We start from the raw sequence: 17,843 nt of genomic DNA on the forward strand, positions 1-17,843 counted from the left end.
CCGGCGACGGGCCGGGGTGGCGGCCGTCGGGGTCGGGGCGCCGGGCATGCCCGGCGCGGCGCGGAGTGCCTGCACGGGGCCGACGGCGGAGCGTCGGTCCCGTGGGTCGGCAGGCGGTCCGCGGGGGAAGGTGCGGTGGCTACGCGTCGGTGCCGAAATGGCGCGCGGCGGCGTCGTGGGCCTGCTGGCGGCTCGGTGCCTGCTCGGCGTGCTGCTCGCGCAGGGCGTTCGGCTGCACGGTGAGCGACGCGACCTCGTAGCCGGCCTCGTCGACGGCGCCCCGCAGGGCCCGCTCGTCGAGCGGCTCGTCGGAGAACACGGTGGCCTCGGACTCTCCGCCGTTGTCGAGCACGATGCTCACGTGCTCGACGCCCTCGACGGACTCGAGCTCGCTGGTCACGTGCGCGACACAGTTGCCGCAGGTCATGCCGGTGACGCCCAGCGTGGTGACGGTGCTCATGGGTGCTCCCTCGGTCGGTGGTGGGTGGGTCAGCTGCGGACGAGGCGGCCGATCGCTGCGGACGCCTCCTTGATCTTGGCGGCGCCGGCATCGTCGGACTCGCGGGCCGCGTCGACGACGCAGTGGCCGAGGTGGTCCTCGACCAGCGCGAGACTGACCGACTGCAGGGCCTTCGTCACGGCGGAGACCTGCGTGAGGATGTCGATGCAGTAGACGTCCTCGTCGATCATGCGCGCGATACCGCGGACCTGGCCCTCGATGCGGCGCATGCGCTTGAGGTAGGCGGCCTTGTCGGAGGCGTAGCCGTGCGGCCCGTCGTGCGGGCCGGCTGACGCGTCGACGTGCTCTACGGTCTCGGTCATAGGTCCAACATACCCCTGGGGGGTACATTGTCAAGAGGGTGGGGACGGAGGGTGAGACGGCCGACGCTGACGCGCGCCACCTCACTTCTTCTTGGACTTCTTGCCCTTCTTGGACTTCTTCTTCGAGTCCTTCTTCGAGCTCTTGTCCTTCTTCGACGACTTCTTCTTGCCGTCCTTCGACCCGTCCTTCGCGGGCGTCGCCGGCTCCTCGGCCGGAGCAGCCGCCTTCTTCTTCGTGGTCCCGGTCGGCGACTCCGCAGCGGCCTTGCCGGCCGGCCTCGCGCCGTCGGCCCCCGCGACCTTCGCCTTGAACCCCGCGCCGACGCGGAAGCGGGGGACGACGGCGGCGGGCACGTCGACCGTGGCACCGGTGCGCGGGTTGCGGGCGGTCCGGGCAGCACGCGCGGTGCTGTCGAACGTGCCGAAGCCGATCAGCGACACGCGCTCACCGGCCGAGACGCCCTCGACGATGGACTCGATCACGGCGTCGACGTGCCGACGCGCGTCGGCCGGGCTGCTGTCCGTGCGCTGCGCGACGGCTGCCACGAGCTCTGCCTTGTTCATCTGAGGTCACCTTCCGGATGCCGGGCGTGTCCCGGGCATTCAACCGCAGATCAGCGGCCCCCGAAAGGCAGACGCTCGCTCGCCGGGACGGCCTAGGGCCGCGCCGCTGCCGCCGCCCGCGCCCCCGCGGGCAGGGCCTCGAGGATCCGCTCCACCGCGGCGTCGTCGTGCGCGGCCGAGCAGAACCAGGCCTCGAACACGGACGGCGGCAGGTTGACCCCGGCGTCCAGCATCGCGTGGAAGAACGGCTTGTGCCGGAACACGTCCTGGCCCTGGGCGTCCGCGAAGCTCCGCACACCGTCGCGGGCGGCGGCCTCCCCGAAGAACACCGAGAACAGCGAGCCGACGCTCTGGATCCGGTGCGGCACCCCCTCGGCGTCGAGCGCCTCGCCGAGGGCGCCGGAGACGGCGGAGGCCACCTCGGCCACGCGGGCGTAGACGGCGTCGTCGGCGAGGCGCAGCGTGGTCAGGCCCGCAGCCACGGCCACCGGGTTCCCGGACAGCGTGCCTGCCTGGTAGACGGGGCCGGTCGGCGCGAGCCGATCCATGATCGCGGCCGGGCCGCCGAGCGCCGCCACGGGCATCCCGCCACCGACGACCTTGCCGAAGGTGAACAGGTCCGGCGTCCAGACGTCGCCGGCGTCCCGGCCCGCGTTCTCGAAGCCCCAGTACCCGGCCTCGGACACCCGGAACCCGGTCAGCACCTCGTCCAGGATGAGCAGCGCCCCGTGCTCGGCGGTGATCCGCCGCAGCCCGGCGTTGAACCCGTCCGACGGCGGCACCACGCCCATGTTGGCGGGCGCGGCCTCCGTGATCACCGCGGCGATGCGCGCCCCGTGCGCGGCGAACGCCGCCTCGACGGCGTCCAGGTCGTTGTACGGCAGCACGAGCGTCTCGGCGGCGGAGGCCTCGGTGACCCCGGCGGACCCGGGCATCGACAGGGTCGCGACGCCGGAGCCGGCCTCGGCGAGCAGGGAGTCGACGTGCCCGTGGTAGCACCCGGCGAACTTGATGACGAGCGGTCGCCCGGTGACGCCGCGGGCGAGGCGGATCGCCGTCATCGTCGCCTCGGTCCCCGTGGAGACCAGGCGGACCCGCTCGGCGGCCGGGACCCGCCGTCGGACCTCCTCGGCGAGCTCGACCTCGGCGACCGTGGGCGCCCCGAACGACAGCCCGCGAGCGGCGGCCTCCTGCACGGCGGCGACCACCTCGGGGTGGGCGTGGCCCAGCAGCGCCGGGCCCCACGACCCCACCAGGTCCACGTACTCGCGTCCCGCGACGTCGGTCACGTACGCGCCGCGGGCGCTCGCGAGGAAGCGGGGGTCGCCGCCGACGGAGCCGTACGCCCGGACCGGAGAGTTCACCCCGCCCGGGATCGCGGCCTGGGCGCGCAGGAATGCCTCGTGGTTGTCGGTTCCGGTCACTTGATCCACTCCGCAATCTCCAGGGCCCAGTAGGTGAGGATGATGTCCGCGCCGGCGCGCTTGATGCCCAGCACCGACTCCAGGACGGACGCTCGTCGGTCGATCCAGCCGTTGGCGGCCGCGGCCTCGATCATCGCGTACTCGCCGGACACCTGGTAGGCGGCCACCGGCACGTCGGACCGGTCGGCGACGCCGCGCAGCACGTCGAGGTAGGAGCCGGCGGGCTTGACCATGACGACGTCGGCGCCCTCGGCGAGGTCGAGGTCCGCCTCGCGCAGCCCTTCGCGGGCGTTGGCGGCGTCCATCTGATAAGTCCGCCGGTCGCCCTGCAGCGCTGAGTCGACGGCCTCGCGGAACGGCCCGTAGAACGGGCTGGCGTACTTGGCGCTGTAGGCGAGGATCGCCACGTGCTCGAACCCGGCGTCGTCGAGCGCGTCGCGGATCACCGCGACCTGGCCGTCCATCATGCCCGACGGCGAGACGACGTCCGCGCCGGCCTTCGCCTGCGCGACGGCCATCGTCGCGTACCGCTCGAGCGTCGCGTCGTTGTCCACCACGGCCGTGCCGTCGGGGCCGTCCGTGAGGACGCCGCAGTGCCCGTGGTCGGTGAACTCGTCCAGGCAGGTGTCCGCCATGACGACCGGGCCGGGCCGCCCGTCCTGCTCGACGGCGGCGACCCCCTCGCGCGCGATCCGGAGGCCACGCTGCAGGATGCCGTCCGGCGCCTCCGCCTGGGTGCCGCGGGCGTCGCGCACGGCCGGGATGCCGAACAGCATCACCCCGCCGAGCCCTGCCCGCGCGGCCGCCGCGACGGCGTCGCGCAGGGTGTCCTCGGTGTGCTGCACCTGGCCGGGCATGGAGCTGATCGGCACCGGCTCGGTGATGCCCTCCTTGACGAAGAGCGGCAGCACCAGGTCGGCCGCGTGCAGCCGGTGCTCGGCGACGAGGCGCCGCACGCGGGGCGTGGCGCGCAGCCGTCGTGGCCGGTAGACGATCCCCGAGGTGCTCATGGTTCTCCTTCGCAGGCGGTGGTGACGGCGGCGGCGAGCGCCGCGTCGGTGGGGTGGTCGGCGACGGCGGCGACCCTCAGCCCGGCGTCGCGCGCGGCCTCGGCGCTGGGCCGGCCGATCGCCACCACGGGGGTCCCGGTGCCGTACTGCTGGGCGATCTCGCGGGCCACGGAGCCGGAGGTCACGACCACGATGTCATAGCGGGCACCCGCGACGTCGGCGGGCAGCTCGCTGCGGACGGTGCGGTAGGCGGTGACGACGCGCGGGGTCCACCCGAGGGCCGTCAGCCCGTCCCGCAGCGTGGGTCGCGCCAGGTCCCCGAGGGGCAGCAGCACCCGGGAACCGGGGCCGGGCGCCGCCGGGAAGGCGGCCACGAGGCCGTCGGCCGATGCCTCGTCGTCGGGCACGAGGTCGGTGATGATCCCGGCGTCAGCCAGGGCGCGCACCGTGGCGGGTCCGACGGCGGCCCACCGCACGGGAGCGTCGGCGAGCGTCACGCCGGCGTCACCCCGGGGGTGGCCCTGCGCCGCCGTGAGCGCGCCGACGGCGTTGACGCTGGTGATCACGACCCAGGCGTACCGGCCAGCGACGACGTCGGCGACCGCCGTCGCGAGCGCCGCGCCGTCGTCGGCCGGTGCTCGCTCGATCACGGGGGCGACCGTCACCGCGGCGCCCTGACGGCGCAGGAGGTCGGCCAGCCCGGCGGCGCGTGCGGGGGAGCGGGGCAGCAGGACGGAGCGCCCGGTCAGGTCGGTCACGCCCCCTCCGGGTCGTCCGTCCCGGTGGGGGTCCGCGCGGGCTGCGGCGGGGCGGGCTCGGCGGGTGAGAGCGGGGCGAGGCGGGCCGCGCCGTCGGACAGCAGGCGCTCGGCGACACGGACGCCGAGGGCGTAGGCGGCCTCGTCGGCCGCGGCGACCGCCGTCGTCGGGGAGATCTCGACGCGGGCGGTGTGCTTGAGCTGCTCCGTGCCGTCGAGGGAGGCGACGACGGCGGACAGCACCAGCGCTCCCTCCTCCAGCCGCGCCCAGGCGCCGATCGGTGCGGCGCAGCCGGCCTCGAGGCGGGCCAGGACGCCGCGCTCGGCGGTGACCGCGACCCGCGTGGGGCGATGGTCGAGCGCGGCGAAGGCCTCGGCGAGCGCGGGAGCGACGCCGTCGTCCGGCGCCAGGTCGGTGCTGCGCGCCTCCACGGCGAGCGCGCCCTGACCCGGGGCGGGGGCGACGACGAGCGGGTCGAGCACCTCGCTGACCACCTCGGTGCGGTGCAGGCGGGTGAGCCCGGCGAAGGCGAGCACCACGGCGTCGAGGTCGGGCTCGGGGCCCAGCGCGCGGGCGAGCCGGGTCTCGACGTTGCCGCGGATGTCGACGATCTCCAGGTCGGGCCGGGCGGCCTGGAGCTGCGCGGCGCGGCGCGGCGAGCCGGTCCCGACGCGACCGTTGCGCGGCAGCGTGTCGAGCGTGCGTCCGTCGCGCGCGCACAGGGCGTCCCGCGGGTCCTCGCGCTCCGGGGTGACGTATGTCAGGCCGGGCGCGGGCGTGGTCGGCAGGTCCTTGAGCGAGTGGACGGCGACGTCGCACCGCCCGGTGCCGAGCGCGTCGCGCAGCGCGGTGACGAACACACCGGTGCCGCCGAGGGAGGCGAGGGAACCGGTCTTGACGTCCCCCTCGGTCTTGATGCGGACGAGCTCGACCGGGCGGTCGAGGAGCTCCTCCAGCCGGCGCGCGACGATCCCGGACTGGGTGGTCGCCAGCGCGCTGCCGCGGGTGCCGAGACGCAGGGGGGCGGATGCGGAGGTGGTCACCGCTCCATTGTCACGCATGTGCGCGGTGCGGCGGGAGCGCGGAGGGCAGGGAGCACGGGGACGCCCGGTGAGCTGGAACGCGGTGCCCGGTCAGAAGGGCGGGAGGTCCGCGGTGGTGGGCAGGGTTCCGCGCGGCACCGAACCGTGCCGGGTGGCGACGACGCCACCGTCCGGGCAGGTCGTGTGGCGCCGGCCGGTGGGCGAGGTCCACTCGAGGTGCCCGTTGAGGCCGAGGCTGTGGGCGGATGCGGATGCGGATGCGGATGCAGGTGTGGGCGTGGTCGGGCTGCTGCCCGGTGTCCCAGGCCGACTGCCGGGTGGCGGTCTGTGCCGCACCGTCCAGCCGGCCTGGTGCTTGAGCACGTGGTGGTGGCGGCACAGGTGGGCCAGGTTGTCCGCGCCGGTGGTTCCGCCGTCGGCCCACGCCGTGGAGTGGTCGAGGTCGGACCGGACCGCGGGCACGGTGCACCCCGGGAAGCGGCAGGTGGCGTCGCGCCGTGCGAGCTCGGCCTTGAGTGCCGACGGGGCGGTGTAGCTCTCCCGACCGACGGAGAGCGGGATGCCCGACTCGGGGTGGGTCAGCACCCGCCGCAGCGAGGGAGCGAGAGCGGCGAGCTCACGGGCCGTGTCCGGCGCGATGGGCACGTGACCGTCCAGGTCTGCCGGGATGTCGGAGACGCCCAGCAGAGTGAGGACCGGCACGGTCACCGTCACCTGCGGGCGGATGTTCCGCGCGATCGCCGCGATGCTCGGCACAGGGCGCGTGAGGGCCGGGTCCTGGGCGGGAGGACGCGGCGCTGCGGAGGCAGGCAGGGCGGGCACCGCGCTCTGGTCCAGGGTGCCGTCGTCGAGCAGCAGGGCCGCCAGGGCGTCCGCGCGACCCTGCGAGACGGTCAGGCTGTCGGTCTCGGCGTGGAGCGCCGTCGCCGTGCGGGTCAGCCGGTCGTACGCCGCGTGCGCGTGCGTCGCCGGCAGGTGCGCCGTGAGCCAGGCCATGCCGTCACGGCCGTCGTCGAGGTAGACCGCGCGATGTTCTGACGCCTTGGCGGCCCGGACCTCGACCGGCTCGGGATGGATGTTCTCGCGGGCACGCCGTGCACGGGCGTCCACCTGGGCGGGCGTGCCCGTGGCCAGGACGGGGGCCACCGAGGCCTCGACGCGTCGGGCGTCGGCCGGCTCGAGATCGGCGAGGTGGCGCGCCACGCGGGCCGCGTGCGCCCAGGAACACCGCCCGGCGGCGAGCGCGGCGAGCGACCGTGGAGCCTTGCGGCGCAGGGTCTGCGCGTGGTCGCACAGATTCGCGGCGGCGTGCTCGCCCAGGTGCAGCGTGGTCCCGACCTCCGCGACGACCGCCCGCCGGGCGAGCTCGCGTCGTCGGGCGGATGAGGTGCGCCGCAGGTGCGGGTCGTCGGCGTCGAGCACAGCCCTCTCGGCGTGCTCGGACAGGTCGGCGATGTCGGCGAGCAGCGCGGCTCGCCGACCCTCCAGAGCATTGATCTCGGCCTGCGCCGCGCTCAGATCCGACAGCAGGGCGTCCAGGCGCGCGAGCGTCGCATCCTCGCCGGTGGCTCGCGGCCGGGCGGCGGGTGCCGTACCGGTTGCTGTCCCGGGTGGCGCGGCACCCGACCTCGCTGTCATGCCTCGATCCTACCAGTCATCGAACGTGTGTTCTAGTGGTTCCGCCTGGTCATCGACACCCGTCCGGGATCATGAGACGTCTCTCACGGTGCTGCCACCGTTCCCTCATGGAGCGTTCCTGACGTGCGAGGCACGTCGCCGCACAGCGCATCCCGCGCCCGCGGCCCTCTCACCAGGAGCACCTGAGATGAAGAGCAGAATCGTAGGAACGATCGCGGCACTGGGTCTGGCGCTGGCGAGCGTCGGCATCGGAGCGGGAGCGGCGCAGGCCGACGACGACCGGGTCAGCTGCACGGGGTACGCCTCGAAGAACGCGCAGTACCGGGTGACGCTCGCGGAGCGCGACGACGACCGGATGCGGGCAGCCATGTCGGTCGACGCCAAGAAGTCCGGTCAGCGGTGGACCGTCACGGTGTACCGCAACGGCAACAAGGCCTACCGGACCACCAAGCGCGCGAACAGCAAGGGCAACATCTCCGTGGCCAAGACGCTGCGTGGTGACGACGACGACCGGTTCCGGTTCGTCGCCGTCTCGAAGAGCGGTCAGCGTGCCGCCCGCACGATCGAGCTCGACGACGACCTCGAGTGCCGCAGCGGCAAGGGTTCGAAGGGCAGCCGGTACGGGTACTCGGTCGCCGAGGTCGGCGACGACCGGGCCAAGGCGCAGATCCGCATCAACGGTCCGAAGAAGAACGCCCGCTGGACGGCGACGTTCTACCGCGACGGTAAGAAGGTCGGCTCGACCACGAAGAAGGCGAACAAGTACGGCAACGTCACGCTCGGCAAGAAGTTCCGCGCGGACGACGACCGCGTGAAGGTGGTGGCGAAGTCCTCGACGGGCGAACGGATCACGCGCACCGTCGACCTCGACGACTGACGTCTCGCGCTCCGCCCCCGGGTGAGCCCTCCGTGGCACTCCCGGGGGCGGAGCGTCGCCGCGTGAGACCCTGAGCCCCATGCCTGTGCGCTTCGAAGAGCTCGACTTCCAGATCACGCCGATGGGGGAGATCAGCCTGCGCCGACGCTACGACCCGGCGGCGAAGCAGGACGTGTACGAGGTGCGGCTGGGGGACGAGTACCTCATGTCCAGCCTCTTCACGGTGGCGGAGCGCGAGCTCGCCACCCTGGCGCTCGCGATGCTCCCGGCTGCCGACGCGCCCGCCGACCTGCGCGTGCTGGTCGGCGGCCTCGGGCTCGGCTACACCGCGCTCGCCGCGCTGGCCGACCCCCGGGTCGCCGACCTGACCGTCATCGAGTTCTCGGAGCCCGTCCTGGACTGGCACCGCCGCGAGCTGCTGCCGGACGCCGCGGGCCTCGCCACCGACCCGCGCTGCCGGCTGGTCCAGGGCGACTTCTTCCGGAGAATCCGTGGCGAGCCCCAGGTCCGGTACGACGCGATCCTGCTGGACATCGACCACAGCCCGCAGCACGTCCTGCACCCCAGCCATGCAGCGTTCTACGACGCGGACGGGCTGCGGGCGATGGCTCGGCACCTGACCGACGGCGGTGTGTTCGCCCTCTGGTCGGACGACCCGCCGGAGGCGGCTTTCAGGTCGATGCTGGGCCGGGTGTTCGCCGAGCACTCCGCGCACCCGGTCGCATTCCCCAACCCGATCACGGGGGGCGAGTCCAGCAACACCGTCTACCTGGCCCGCGGCGTCCGGTAGTCCCTCACAGGGCCGACCGCACCCCGGTGTGCGTGAAGTCGTCCCCGACGTACAGCAGCTCGTCGCGGCGTTCGGCCGCCAGGGCGTACGTGAAGCAGTCGCCCAGGTTCAGGCGCGCCGGGTGACCGGTGCCCTTGCCGAAGTCCCGATAGGCGTCCCGGGCGATCCTCGCCTGGGCGGCGGTGAAGGGGGCGACCTCGACCTGCCACTCGGCCAGCAGCGCGTCGAGCCGCCGGGCGTGCTGGGGAGCGAGCCGGCCGACGACGATCCCGAGCTCGGCGAGGGTGGCCGCGGACATGGCCGCCGGGCGGTCGATCAGGAGATCGACGATCTGGTCCGCCTCGCGCTCGCTCAGGAACACGGCGACCACCGCTGACGTGTCGACGATCATGCGGGCATCCCTGCGTCGTCGTAGAGGTCGGCGTCCGACCCGCGCAGCGCTGCTCGGTCCGTCTCGGTGAGCTCGGCCCGCAGGTCGCCGAGCAGCCGGTCGACCCGCTCCTGGCGCGCGGCGCGCTCGCCGGCCTCGTCGTCCCGTTCCGCGAGCAGCTCGTCCAGCCGCCGCTGCACCGCCTCCTCGACGGCGCTCGTCTGCGACGCGCCGGTCAGCTCGGCGAGCCGACGCACCAGCGCGTGCGTCCGCTCGTTCTTGATGTTGAGACTCATGGTAGAAGTCTACCTCGGGATGGTAGACATATGTCCGGAGGGTCGGCTCGTCGCCTCGTGCGCGGAGATCCGTGCGGCTACAGCCCGTTGACCGCCGCCTGGGCGTGCGCCACGATCGCGGCCAGCCCGGTGCCGGCGACCCAGCCGCCCGTCACGGCGAGCCCCGGCACCTGCCCGACGGCGGCGCTCAGCGCGGTGACGTCGGCCCGGTAGGCGGGGGTCGGCGGGGGCAGGGCGCCGTCCCAGCGTTGCAGCAGGTGGTCTCGGACACGGCCGGTCAGCGGCACGCCGAGCAGCACGGAGGCGTCCTGGGCTGCCTCGTCGGCGGTGGGGGGCACGGTCTCGCTGCCGATACGCCCGTAGGAGAGCCGCACCACGTGCATCCCCTCACCGGCGGCGGCCCGCACGCGCGCGGCCAGCCACGGCCACTTGGCGGTCGAGTGCGTCAGGGCCTTGGCGCGCACGTCGGCGGCTCCGGGCGCGACGAGCATCCCGGACCCGCGCGGGGCGGCGTCCAGCGAGGGGGCGTCGACCAGCAGCGTCGCGAGCCGCACGTCGGCGCCCGCCTCCGGGGTGGGGACGACGTCGGTCCACGGTGCGAGCAGCGGCCCGACGGCAGGCGTGGTGACCACGAGGCGCGGTGCCGTGACGGTGTGCAGCGACCCGCGGCCGCCGGCGACCCCCGCGGCGGTGGCGCGCGAGCGCACGACCCAGCCGCCGTCGTCGGCCTGCTCGATGCCCACGACCTCCTGGCCGAGCCGCAGCGCGGTGTGGATGGGGCCGGTCGCGTCGGTGACCGGGGTGTCGGTCCAGATCTCGGCGCTCGCGGCGATCTGCCCGGCGAGCGCCTCGACGACGGCGTGCATCCCGCCGTCGATGCCGCGGACGGCCGAGCCGGCGGGCGCGGTGGCCCGCAGCGCGCCGACGGCGCGCGTGAGGGAGCCCTCGACGGTGAACCGGTCCATCAGGCCGGGGGCCACGGACCGTACCGAGAGCCGGTCGAGCGGGGCCGAGTGCACGCCGGTGGCGACCGGGGCGACGAGCCGGTCGGTGGCCCGGGCGCCGAGGCGGGCGCGCACCAGGGAGCCGAGGTCGTCCGCGTCGGCGCCGACGGACCGGGGCAGCACCCGGTCGAGGGAGGCGCGCAGCACGCCGGGCCAGCCGATGGCGCGGCGCACGTCGGCGGCCCACGGTTCGGCGGGGATGCCGAGCACGCCCGCCCGCGGCAGGGGGAACGCGCGGCCGGCGGCGTACCCCCAGGCGGACAGGGGTGCGGGTTCGACGACGTCGAGCCCCAGCTCCTGCGCGAGCTCGCCGACGGCGGTGCCCCGGGCGGCGAAGGCTTCGGCACCGAGGTCGACGGGGACGCGCGGCAACGACTCGAACGCGCCGCCGCGCACGGGCCCGCCGAGCCGGGTCGACGCCTCGAGCACCACGGTGCGCAGCCCGCGCTCGATGAGCGTGCGCGCGGCGACGAGCCCACCGATGCCGCCGCCGACGACGACGGCGTCGACCTGCTGGCTCACAGCGAGTGGACGAGCTCGACGACGCGCGTGAGCACCGTCGGGTCGGTGGTCGGCGGCACCCCGTGGCCGAGGTTCACCACGTGCGCGCGGGCCGTGGTGCCCCGCGCGACGACGTCACGGACGTGCGCCTCCAGCACCTCCCACGGCGCTGCGAGCAGGGCGGGGTCGATGTTGCCCTGCACCGGCACGTCGCCGCCGAGCAGCGCGACGGCCTCGTCCAGGGGCGTGCGGTAGTCGACACCCACGGTGGCGTGGGCGAACCCGGCGCCGCGCAGCACGTCGCGCATCGCGGGCAGCAGGTGCGCGGTGCCGGTGCCGAAGTGGATGCCGGGCGCGCCGAATGTCGCCACCTGCCGCAGGGCACGGGTGGACGACGGCGCCACGTGCGTCGTGTAGTCGGCGAGCGACAGGGAGCCGGCCCACGAGTCGAAGAGCTGCACGGCGCTCGCGCCGGCCAGCACCTGGGTGCGCAGGAACCGTCCGGTCAGGTCGGCGGTCCACTCGGTCAGCCGGCGCCATGTCTCGGGGTCGGCGTGCATGAGGGTGCGGGCGGCGAGGTGGTCGCGGCTGGGCCGGCCCTCGACGAGGTAGGCGGCGAGGGTGAACGGTGCGCCGCCGAACCCGATGAGCGGTGTCGAGGCGTCGCCGTCGGACAATCCGGCGACGGTGCGCTCCACCGCCTGCGCGATCGGTGCGAGCGCGGCGTCGTCGAGGTCGCGGGCGACGAGCTCATCGATGTCGGCGGCCGTCCGGTAGGGGCGGTCCATGACCGGCCCGACGCCGGAGACGATCTCGACGTCCACGCCGGCCAGCTTGAGGGGCACGACGATGTCGCTGAAGAAGATCGCGGCGTCGACGCCGTGGCGGCGGACCGGCTGCAGCGTGATCTCGGCCGCGAGGTCGGGCCGGAGGCAGGACTCCAGCATCCCGACACCCTGTCGCACCTCGCGGTACTCGGGCAGGGAGCGGCCGGCCTGCCGCATGAACCACACGGGCGTCCGCGCCGGTCGATCACCTCGCAGCGCGCTGACCAGCGAGGACTGTGCCGTACGCCCGTCGACGAGGGGGTGGGAGGCGGGCAGGTCGCTGACGTTCACCGTGGGGGATGTCACGGTCAACAATTCTGCCTTGAGGGAGCACAGATCATAAAGTGGGGGCACTGTGGTACTCCTCTCTCTCACCGCCTCCCACCACGAGCTGGACCTCGACGCCCTCGAGCGACTGTCCACCGGCTCGATGTCCGTGGGGCGGACGGTCGTGGGCACGTGCCGGCCCGTGCAGGGCACGGTGGTCATCTCGACGTGCAACCGGTTCGAGCTCTACCTGGACGTCGACGCTCCGCTCGACGGCGACACGGTCCGCCACGCCACACGCCACGTCGCGGAGCTCGTGGCCGAGTCCTCGGGGGTGTCCACGGACGTCGCCGCGGGCTCGTTCACGGTCCGCACGGGCCCCGAGGTCGCCGAGCACCTGTTCACGGTGGCCGCGGGCCTGGACTCGATGGTGGTCGGCGAGCGGGAGATCGCGGGGCAGGTGAAGCGCGCGCTCGCGGAGTCGCGGGCCGACGGAACCACCTCCAAGACGCTCGAGCTGCTCTTCCAGACGGCGTCGCGCACCTCCAAGCAGGTGGGACGCTCGACGTCGCTGGGCGGGGCCGGGCGGTCCCTCGTGTCGGTCGCGCTCGACCTGGCCGGCCGGTCGATGCGTCCGTACCCGGTGGCCCGCGCCGTCATCATCGGCACCGGCGCGTACGCGGGCGCCACGGTGGCGGCGCTGCGGGCCCGCGGCTGCGACGACATCCGGGTGTACTCCCGCTCCGGCCGTGCGGAGGCGTTCGCGGCGTCGCACGGCACGGGTGCCGTCGGCGTCGAGCCCGAGGCGCTCGTCGAGGCCCTGGGGGACGCCGACGTCGTGGTGTCTTGCTCGGGCGCGCGCAGCGGGCGGTCCGGCGCGGCGCCGGACGACGCGGAGGCCTCGTTGGCCTACGTCCTCGACGCCGCCTCGGTGGCGCGGGCGCGGGAGCGCGCCGCCGCCCGAGCGGGCGACGAGCCGGAGCCCGACGCCCTCGTGATCCTCGACCTCGCGCTGCACCGCGACGTGGAGCCTGCGGCCGCGGACGTCGAGGGCGTGCTGCTGTACGACCTGGCGTCGCTGATGGCGCACGCCCCGGCGACCGAGCGCGCCGTCGTCGACGAGGCCGGGGCGCTGGTGGCCCGGGCCGCGGCGCGGTTCGAGGAGACTCGACTGGGTCGCGCCGCGGACGCGGCCGTCGTCGCGCTGCTCGACGAGGCGGAGCGGGAGGTCGCGGCAGTGGTGGAGACCGCGGTCGAGCGGCTGGCCGACGAGCTGGCGCCCCACGGGCAGCAGCCCACGGCGTCGGACCGGGACGAGATCGCCCGGTCGGCGCGCCGGCGGGTGCACGCCGCGCTGCACGGCCGCATCGTCGCGGCCCGCGCGACGGCCCTGGCCGAGGCGCGGGCGGCGGAGGCCGCCGTCGTCACGGGCGCGGAGAGCGCGCTGCGCAGCGTTCCGGCCGTCGATCGAACCGCCCCCGATTGAGTTTTTGTCGGGCTATGTCGCGCCGTTCCGTCACTCCGTGGCTAGCGTGATGTGACAGAGGTCGTGGATGCGGCTTCTGATCATCCTCGCGGACCGGAAGGACACGCACGATGGACGATTTCTGGAGCTATGTCTGGCTGCTTCTCTGGATCTTCCTCTTCATGGCGTACCTCATCGTCTTGTTCCAGATCATCACGGACCTGTTCCGGGACCACCGGCTGAGCGGTTGGTGGAAGGCGCTGTGGGTCGTCCTGCTGATCTTCGCGCCGATGATCACCGCGCTGGTCTACCTGATCGCCCGCGGGCGCGGCATGGCCGAGCGCAGCACGGCGGCGGCGAAGGACGCCAAGGCCGCCACCGACGACTACATCAAGACGGTCGCCGGCTCGCCCGCCGAGCACATCGCGTCGGCGAAGCGGCTGCTCGACGACGGGACCATCACCCCGCAGGAGTTCGAGGCGCTCAAGGCCAAGGCGCTCGCCTGACCTGACGGGCGGCGCCGCCCGGCTCACCAGCGCGGCGCGTCGCCGCCCCAGGGCCGGGCCGGCGCCGGGTAGTCGTCGACCGGCAGCGCCGGGCGCGCGGATCGCACGCGGCCGTGGGTCACCGTGGTGCCCGACGGCGGGAGCGTGGCCGGGGGATGGCCCGGCTCCCGGCCGGGCGTGTCCAGGAGCCAGGCGGCCGTGCGGGCGAGCGCGACCGTCACGTCCCGGCCGCGGCCGTCCCGGGCCCGCCCGGCGAGGGCGTCGACGACCCCGGCGGCGAGCAGGTACCCGGTGGCGTGGTCGAGGGCCTGCGCGGGGAGCGCGCCCGGGGTGACGCCGTCGGCCGACTCGAGCAGCGCGACACCGCTGGCCGCCTGCACGATCGAGTCGAACCCGCGCCGTCCCGCCCACGGGCCGCCGGCGCCCCACGCCGAGACACGAGCGTGCACCGCGCCGGGCGGCAGGCGCAGGCCGTGGGCCTCGATGGCGCCCGGCCGGTAGCCGGTGACCAGCACGTCGGCGCGGTCCAGCAGCTCCTGGGCGCGCGCGTGGTCGTCCCGGCGGCGCAGGTCGAGCAGCGTGGACCGCTTACCCTGCCCGGTATCGAGGTGCTGGGCGGGGATCTCGGCCGGCTCCGGCGGGTCGACCCGTAGCACTTCGGCGCCGAGCAGCGCCAGCGTGCGGGTGCCGACCGGGCCGGCGATCACCCGCGTCAGGTCCAGCACGCGCGCGCCGGCGAAGGGCGTGGCGGCCCGGGCCGGCCGGGCGTCCGCCCGGGGGGTCGTGGCCACGAGGGGGCCGACGGCGGCGGCCCGGCCGGGTGCGCTCGCTCGCCACTCGCGCTCCGACCGCACCCGGACGGCGATGGCCCCCGCATCGGCCGCCGCGTCCTCGACGTCCTGGGCGGAGCGCTGTGCGAGGCGGGCGGCGAGGTCGTCCCGCGGGGCGCCGTCGGGCAGGTCCAGGAGGTGCAGCAGCCGCGCGCGGTGGTGCGGGTAGTTGGCGTGGGTGCGGACCCAGCCGTCGGCGGTGCGGAAGAACCCGGAGTGCGGGGCGAACCCGGCCCAGGGCTCGCCGTCGATCCGCAGGAGGCGGTCCGAGGCGAAGGCGGCGGCGACACGTGCAGGATCGAGCGGGGCGTCCACGAGCGGCCCGGCGACCCCGGCGCGGCGGGCGGCGGCACGCAGCTCCTCGAGCGCGGTGCGGGCGAGGTCGGCGACGGGCAGCGTCGCGGCGAGCCACTCCATGGTCGGCAGCCTAGGGCGTGTGCCGTCAGGGCACGAGGAGCCACCGCCCCCGCTGGCCGCCCGCCGTCCGCCGGTCGTACGCGGCCGCCGCCTGGTCGAGCGACACCTCGCCCGCCACGCGCACCTCGAGGACCCCGTCGCGGCTGAGCCCGAGCAGCTCGGCCAGGCGCTCGCCGTCGGCCCGCACGTTCACCGCCGCGACGGAGATGCCGCGCTCGGGCGCGACCGGGGCGGGCGGGAGCACGCCGACGAAGGCACCCCCGTCGCGTGCGGCGACGATCGCGCCCTCCTGCAGCGCGGCGGCGTCGAAGACGGCGTCGAAGTCCGGTCCCGGCACGTCGGTGACGGTGTCGGCGGCCCCCGCCCGGCGGAGGAAGTCCTCGTCGGCCGCCCGGGCGAGGCCGGTCACGCGCCAGCCGCTCCGTGCGGCGAGCGCGACGGCGTACCCGCCGACGCCACCGGCGGCTCCGGTGACGAGCAGGGTGCGCCCCTCGGCGGGGCCGAGCAGGTCGAGCCCCTGTGCCGCGGTGAGCGCGTTGAGCGGGACCGAGGCGGCCCCGGCCGGGTCGAGGCCGGCCGGGACGACGGCGGCCGCGGCGGCGGGCACGGTGGCGACGTCCGCATGGGCGCGGACGGGTGCGGTGCGGTCCTCGTGCAGGGCGGCGACGACGTCACCGACGGTCAGGTCCGTCACCGCGGCACCGACGTCGGTCACCGTGCCGACGAGGTCGTAGCCGAGGCCGACGACGTCGGGCAGGTCGAGCAGGGACCGGGCGGCGCCGCTCGCGACCCAACCGTCGGCAGGGTTGACGGCGGCCGCGCGGACGGCGACCCGGATCTCGTCGGGCGCCAGGGGCTCCGGGGACGTCTCCTGGAGGACGGGGGTGTTGTTGCCGGTACGGGCGACGAGTGCACGCATCGTGAAGGTTCCTCTCGCGGTGGGGGTGAGTGACGACCTCAGCCTCGCCGAGGCGCTCTCCGAGAGGAAGAAGGCACCTCAAAGTACGGTAGGCACCCGCAGGTAACTCACGGGAGGTTCCATGGCCACCACGACCGCCGTCCAACGGAAGCAGCGGGCCAAGGAGGCGTACGACGCCTACCTCGCGAGCTGTCCCAGCCGCCGGCTGCTGGACCGGATCTCCGACAAGTGGGTCACCCTCGTCCTCGCCGCGCTGCGCGACGGCCCGCTGCGGTACTCCGAGCTGGCCGCCCGCATCGCCGGGGTCAGCCAGAAGATGCTCACGCAGACGCTCCGCTCGCTGGAGCGCGACGGGCTCGTCACGCGCGAGGTCACGCCGTCGGTCCCCGTGCGGGTCGACTACGCCCTGACCCCGCTGGGTGACTCGCTGCGCGAGCGCATCACCCTCCTCAAGGAGTGGGCGGAGCACCACATGGCGGATGTCGACGCCGCGCGAGCGCGCTACGACGCGGACCGGCCCTGACAGCTCCCCGACGGGTAACGGTGCGGTGTGCCCGCGAGCGGCCGCACGCCGTTAGGATCGGCGCATGGCCAAGACCGCTGAATTCGTGCTGCGTCCGTTCGAAGGGCTCCCGGGGGAGGCCGACTGGGTCTCGATGCGGGAGATCGTGCCCTCGGCGACCGCGCCGGCCCGCACCGTCGACGCGCACGGCGGCCGCGACGTCGTCGTCGCCACCGTGCTGCCGGGCGGCTGGGCCGCGCTGCACCGCGAGGACGGCACCGTCCTGCTCGCCGTGCAGGGTGTGCTCAGCTCCGACGACATCAGCCGCTCGCTGGCGGGTGCGCTGCTCGCGGCGATCGAGGCCGAGCCGGGCACGGGAGTCCTGCCCGAGCAGCTCGACGTCACCGCGGACACCCCGCGCCTGCAGGACGTGCTGGACTCCTCGGTGCCGTTCGAGGTCACGGTCCACGAGGGCTACGACTACTGGATGGACTCCTCGGCGGAGATGACCGCCGAGATCAAGGAGGGTCTCGAGGAGGCCGCCGAGCAGACCGTCCCCACGGTCAAGGTCGAGGGTGTGGACTCCGCGTACTGGTGCCGCATGAGCCGCGAGTTCGTGCGGTGGGCGCGCACCGAGGACGAGGACCGTGTGGTCGACGCCATCGCCCGCCTCCACGCGAAGCGGGACTCCGGCCTGGCCGGCGGCAAGTTCCTGGGGATGTTCCGCGCCTGCGGCCTCGTGGTGCCGGTGTGGGAGCTGCCTCGCGGCACCGAGGCGGACGAGCTGACGGAGCCGATCCAGGACCTGTCGACCCGGTTCGAGGCGGCGCTCGCCGTCGACGCACCGCTGGACCCGAACGAGCGGCGCGCCCGGGCGGGCATCATCTCCCGCCAGGTGACCCTGCGCTGACCCGCACAGAAACTTCACCCGGTGACCCCCGACCTCTCCCTGCGGCGGGCAGGATCCCGCCCTACCGTGGGAGTAGGATTCTGAGGGAAGTTCTTTGCACTTC

General features: G+C 74.8%; 20 protein-coding genes. 6 read left to right on the forward strand and 14 right to left on the reverse strand.

All coding sequences use genetic code 11. From position 1 onward, the window contains the following. Window positions 1-139 precede the first annotated feature (139 nt). From ACWAT2_RS13870 to ACWAT2_RS13905, 8 genes are all read right to left on the reverse strand, one after another. On the reverse strand, window positions 140-460 hold the full coding sequence (locus tag ACWAT2_RS13870; protein ID WP_402376473.1) for a heavy-metal-associated domain-containing protein: 321 nt from the start codon (window positions 458-460) through the stop codon (window positions 140-142). A gap of 29 nt (window positions 461-489) precedes the next feature. Next, window positions 490-822, reverse strand: a complete 333-nt coding sequence (locus ACWAT2_RS13875) for a metal-sensitive transcriptional regulator (protein ID WP_402376471.1) — start codon at window positions 820-822, stop codon at window positions 490-492. A gap of 81 nt (window positions 823-903) precedes the next feature. Then, window positions 904-1,386: an HU family DNA-binding protein gene (locus ACWAT2_RS13880; RefSeq protein WP_402376468.1), complete on the reverse strand. Its 483-nt coding sequence runs from the start codon at window positions 1,384-1,386 to the stop codon at window positions 904-906. A 92-nt stretch (window positions 1,387-1,478) separates the two neighbouring features. Continuing rightward, window positions 1,479-2,819: a glutamate-1-semialdehyde 2,1-aminomutase gene (gene hemL, locus ACWAT2_RS13885; RefSeq protein WP_402376466.1), complete on the reverse strand. Its 1,341-nt coding sequence runs from the start codon at window positions 2,817-2,819 to the stop codon at window positions 1,479-1,481. Continuing rightward, the gene (hemB, locus tag ACWAT2_RS13890) at window positions 2,807-3,820 is read right to left on the reverse strand and encodes a porphobilinogen synthase (protein WP_402376464.1); all 1,014 of its coding nucleotides are present in this window, start codon (window positions 3,818-3,820) and stop codon (window positions 2,807-2,809) included. The genes hemL and hemB overlap by 13 nt, the downstream gene beginning before the upstream one ends. Then, entirely contained in the window at window positions 3,817-4,578 is a 762-nt protein-coding gene (locus tag ACWAT2_RS13895) for a uroporphyrinogen-III synthase (protein WP_402376461.1), read from the reverse strand. The genes hemB and ACWAT2_RS13895 overlap by 4 nt, the downstream gene beginning before the upstream one ends. Next, entirely contained in the window at window positions 4,575-5,621 is a 1,047-nt protein-coding gene (gene hemC, locus ACWAT2_RS13900) for a hydroxymethylbilane synthase (RefSeq protein WP_480048918.1), read from the reverse strand. Before hemC ends, ACWAT2_RS13895 begins: the two co-directional genes overlap by 4 nt. Window positions 5,622-5,711: 90 nt before the next feature. Next, window positions 5,712-7,259 carry an HNH endonuclease signature motif containing protein gene (locus ACWAT2_RS13905; RefSeq protein ID WP_402376456.1) on the reverse strand — a complete coding sequence of 516 codons (1,548 nt, stop codon included), beginning with the start codon at window positions 7,257-7,259 and terminating at the stop codon, window positions 5,712-5,714. 187 nt (window positions 7,260-7,446) lie between these two features. On the opposite strand from ACWAT2_RS13905, the gene ACWAT2_RS13910 reads away from it, so the two are divergent. Together ACWAT2_RS13910 and ACWAT2_RS13915 are read left to right on the forward strand one after the other, a co-directional pair. Then, on the forward strand, window positions 7,447-8,136 hold the full coding sequence (locus tag ACWAT2_RS13910) for a hypothetical protein (RefSeq protein WP_402376453.1): 690 nt from the start codon (window positions 7,447-7,449) through the stop codon (window positions 8,134-8,136). A 79-nt stretch (window positions 8,137-8,215) separates the two neighbouring features. After that, window positions 8,216-8,926, forward strand: a complete 711-nt coding sequence (locus tag ACWAT2_RS13915; RefSeq protein WP_402376451.1) for a spermidine synthase — start codon at window positions 8,216-8,218, stop codon at window positions 8,924-8,926. Between the two features lie 4 nt (window positions 8,927-8,930). On the opposite strand, the gene ACWAT2_RS13920 is transcribed toward ACWAT2_RS13915, so the two are convergent. The 4 genes from ACWAT2_RS13920 to hemE form a co-directional block, all read right to left on the reverse strand. After that, complete coding sequence (locus ACWAT2_RS13920; RefSeq protein WP_402376448.1) at window positions 8,931-9,317, reverse strand: type II toxin-antitoxin system VapC family toxin; 387 nt, start codon at window positions 9,315-9,317, stop codon at window positions 8,931-8,933. Further along, a complete protein-coding gene (locus tag ACWAT2_RS13925) occupies window positions 9,314-9,592 on the reverse strand; it encodes a type II toxin-antitoxin system VapB family antitoxin (RefSeq protein WP_402376446.1) in 279 nt (92 codons plus the stop codon). The genes ACWAT2_RS13920 and ACWAT2_RS13925 overlap by 4 nt, the downstream gene beginning before the upstream one ends. Window positions 9,593-9,669: 77 nt before the next feature. Further along, entirely contained in the window at window positions 9,670-11,118 is a 1,449-nt protein-coding gene (locus ACWAT2_RS13930) for a protoporphyrinogen/coproporphyrinogen oxidase (RefSeq protein WP_402376443.1), read from the reverse strand. Continuing rightward, window positions 11,115-12,230 carry a uroporphyrinogen decarboxylase gene (gene hemE, locus ACWAT2_RS13935; RefSeq protein WP_402376440.1) on the reverse strand — a complete coding sequence of 372 codons (1,116 nt, stop codon included), beginning with the start codon at window positions 12,228-12,230 and terminating at the stop codon, window positions 11,115-11,117. Before hemE ends, ACWAT2_RS13930 begins: the two co-directional genes overlap by 4 nt. Before the next feature lie 49 nt (window positions 12,231-12,279). Here hemE and ACWAT2_RS13940 point away from each other — a divergent pair, with 49 nt between their 5' ends. Both ACWAT2_RS13940 and ACWAT2_RS13945 read left to right on the forward strand, forming a co-directional pair. After that, complete coding sequence (locus ACWAT2_RS13940; protein WP_402376437.1) at window positions 12,280-13,677, forward strand: glutamyl-tRNA reductase; 1,398 nt, start codon at window positions 12,280-12,282, stop codon at window positions 13,675-13,677. Window positions 13,678-13,787: 110 nt separating this feature from the next. Then, window positions 13,788-14,162: an SHOCT domain-containing protein gene (locus ACWAT2_RS13945; protein ID WP_402376434.1), complete on the forward strand. Its 375-nt coding sequence runs from the start codon at window positions 13,788-13,790 to the stop codon at window positions 14,160-14,162. Window positions 14,163-14,185: 23 nt separating this feature from the next. On the opposite strand, the gene ACWAT2_RS13950 is transcribed toward ACWAT2_RS13945, so the two are convergent. Next, the gene (locus tag ACWAT2_RS13950) at window positions 14,186-15,409 is read right to left on the reverse strand and encodes a CoA transferase (RefSeq protein ID WP_402376432.1); all 1,224 of its coding nucleotides are present in this window, start codon (window positions 15,407-15,409) and stop codon (window positions 14,186-14,188) included. A gap of 25 nt (window positions 15,410-15,434) precedes the next feature. Continuing rightward, the gene (locus tag ACWAT2_RS13955) at window positions 15,435-16,328 is read right to left on the reverse strand and encodes an alcohol dehydrogenase catalytic domain-containing protein (protein ID WP_402376429.1); all 894 of its coding nucleotides are present in this window, start codon (window positions 16,326-16,328) and stop codon (window positions 15,435-15,437) included. A 121-nt stretch (window positions 16,329-16,449) separates the two neighbouring features. On the opposite strand from ACWAT2_RS13955, the gene ACWAT2_RS13960 reads away from it, so the two are divergent. Then, complete coding sequence (locus ACWAT2_RS13960) at window positions 16,450-16,851, forward strand: winged helix-turn-helix transcriptional regulator (RefSeq protein ID WP_402376426.1); 402 nt, start codon at window positions 16,450-16,452, stop codon at window positions 16,849-16,851. 64 nt (window positions 16,852-16,915) lie between these two features. Then, window positions 16,916-17,740, forward strand: coding sequence for a DUF5926 family protein (locus ACWAT2_RS13965; protein WP_402376423.1), 825 nt, complete (start codon window positions 16,916-16,918; stop codon window positions 17,738-17,740). Window positions 17,741-17,843: the final 103 nt, after the last annotated feature.

This window comes from Isoptericola sp. GX10416 (genome assembly GCF_056590155.1).

Excerpts from the sequence above, each read along its gene's own strand:
- ACWAT2_RS13870 (WP_402376473.1), bottom strand. The coding sequence starts at position 460 with ATGAGCACCGTCACCACGCTGGGCGTCACCGGCATGACCTGCGGCAAC.
- ACWAT2_RS13875 (WP_402376471.1), bottom strand. The coding sequence starts at position 822 with ATGACCGAGACCGTAGAGCACGTCGACGCGTCAGCCGGCCCGCACGAC.
- ACWAT2_RS13880 (WP_402376468.1), bottom strand. The coding sequence starts at position 1,386 with ATGAACAAGGCAGAGCTCGTGGCAGCCGTCGCGCAGCGCACGGACAGC.
- hemB (WP_402376464.1), bottom strand. The coding sequence starts at position 3,820 with ATGAGCACCTCGGGGATCGTCTACCGGCCACGACGGCTGCGCGCCACG.
- ACWAT2_RS13905 (WP_402376456.1), bottom strand. The coding sequence starts at position 7,259 with ATGACAGCGAGGTCGGGTGCCGCGCCACCCGGGACAGCAACCGGTACG.
- ACWAT2_RS13910 (WP_402376453.1), top strand. The coding sequence starts at position 7,447 with ATGAAGAGCAGAATCGTAGGAACGATCGCGGCACTGGGTCTGGCGCTG.
- ACWAT2_RS13915 (WP_402376451.1), top strand. The coding sequence starts at position 8,216 with ATGCCTGTGCGCTTCGAAGAGCTCGACTTCCAGATCACGCCGATGGGG.
- ACWAT2_RS13920 (WP_402376448.1), bottom strand. The coding sequence starts at position 9,317 with ATGATCGTCGACACGTCAGCGGTGGTCGCCGTGTTCCTGAGCGAGCGC.
- ACWAT2_RS13925 (WP_402376446.1), bottom strand. The coding sequence starts at position 9,592 with ATGAGTCTCAACATCAAGAACGAGCGGACGCACGCGCTGGTGCGTCGG.
- ACWAT2_RS13945 (WP_402376434.1), top strand. The coding sequence starts at position 13,788 with ATGGACGATTTCTGGAGCTATGTCTGGCTGCTTCTCTGGATCTTCCTC.
- ACWAT2_RS13950 (WP_402376432.1), bottom strand. The coding sequence starts at position 15,409 with ATGGAGTGGCTCGCCGCGACGCTGCCCGTCGCCGACCTCGCCCGCACC.
- ACWAT2_RS13955 (WP_402376429.1), bottom strand. The coding sequence starts at position 16,328 with ATGCGTGCACTCGTCGCCCGTACCGGCAACAACACCCCCGTCCTCCAG.
- ACWAT2_RS13960 (WP_402376426.1), top strand. The coding sequence starts at position 16,450 with ATGGCCACCACGACCGCCGTCCAACGGAAGCAGCGGGCCAAGGAGGCG.
- ACWAT2_RS13965 (WP_402376423.1), top strand. The coding sequence starts at position 16,916 with ATGGCCAAGACCGCTGAATTCGTGCTGCGTCCGTTCGAAGGGCTCCCG.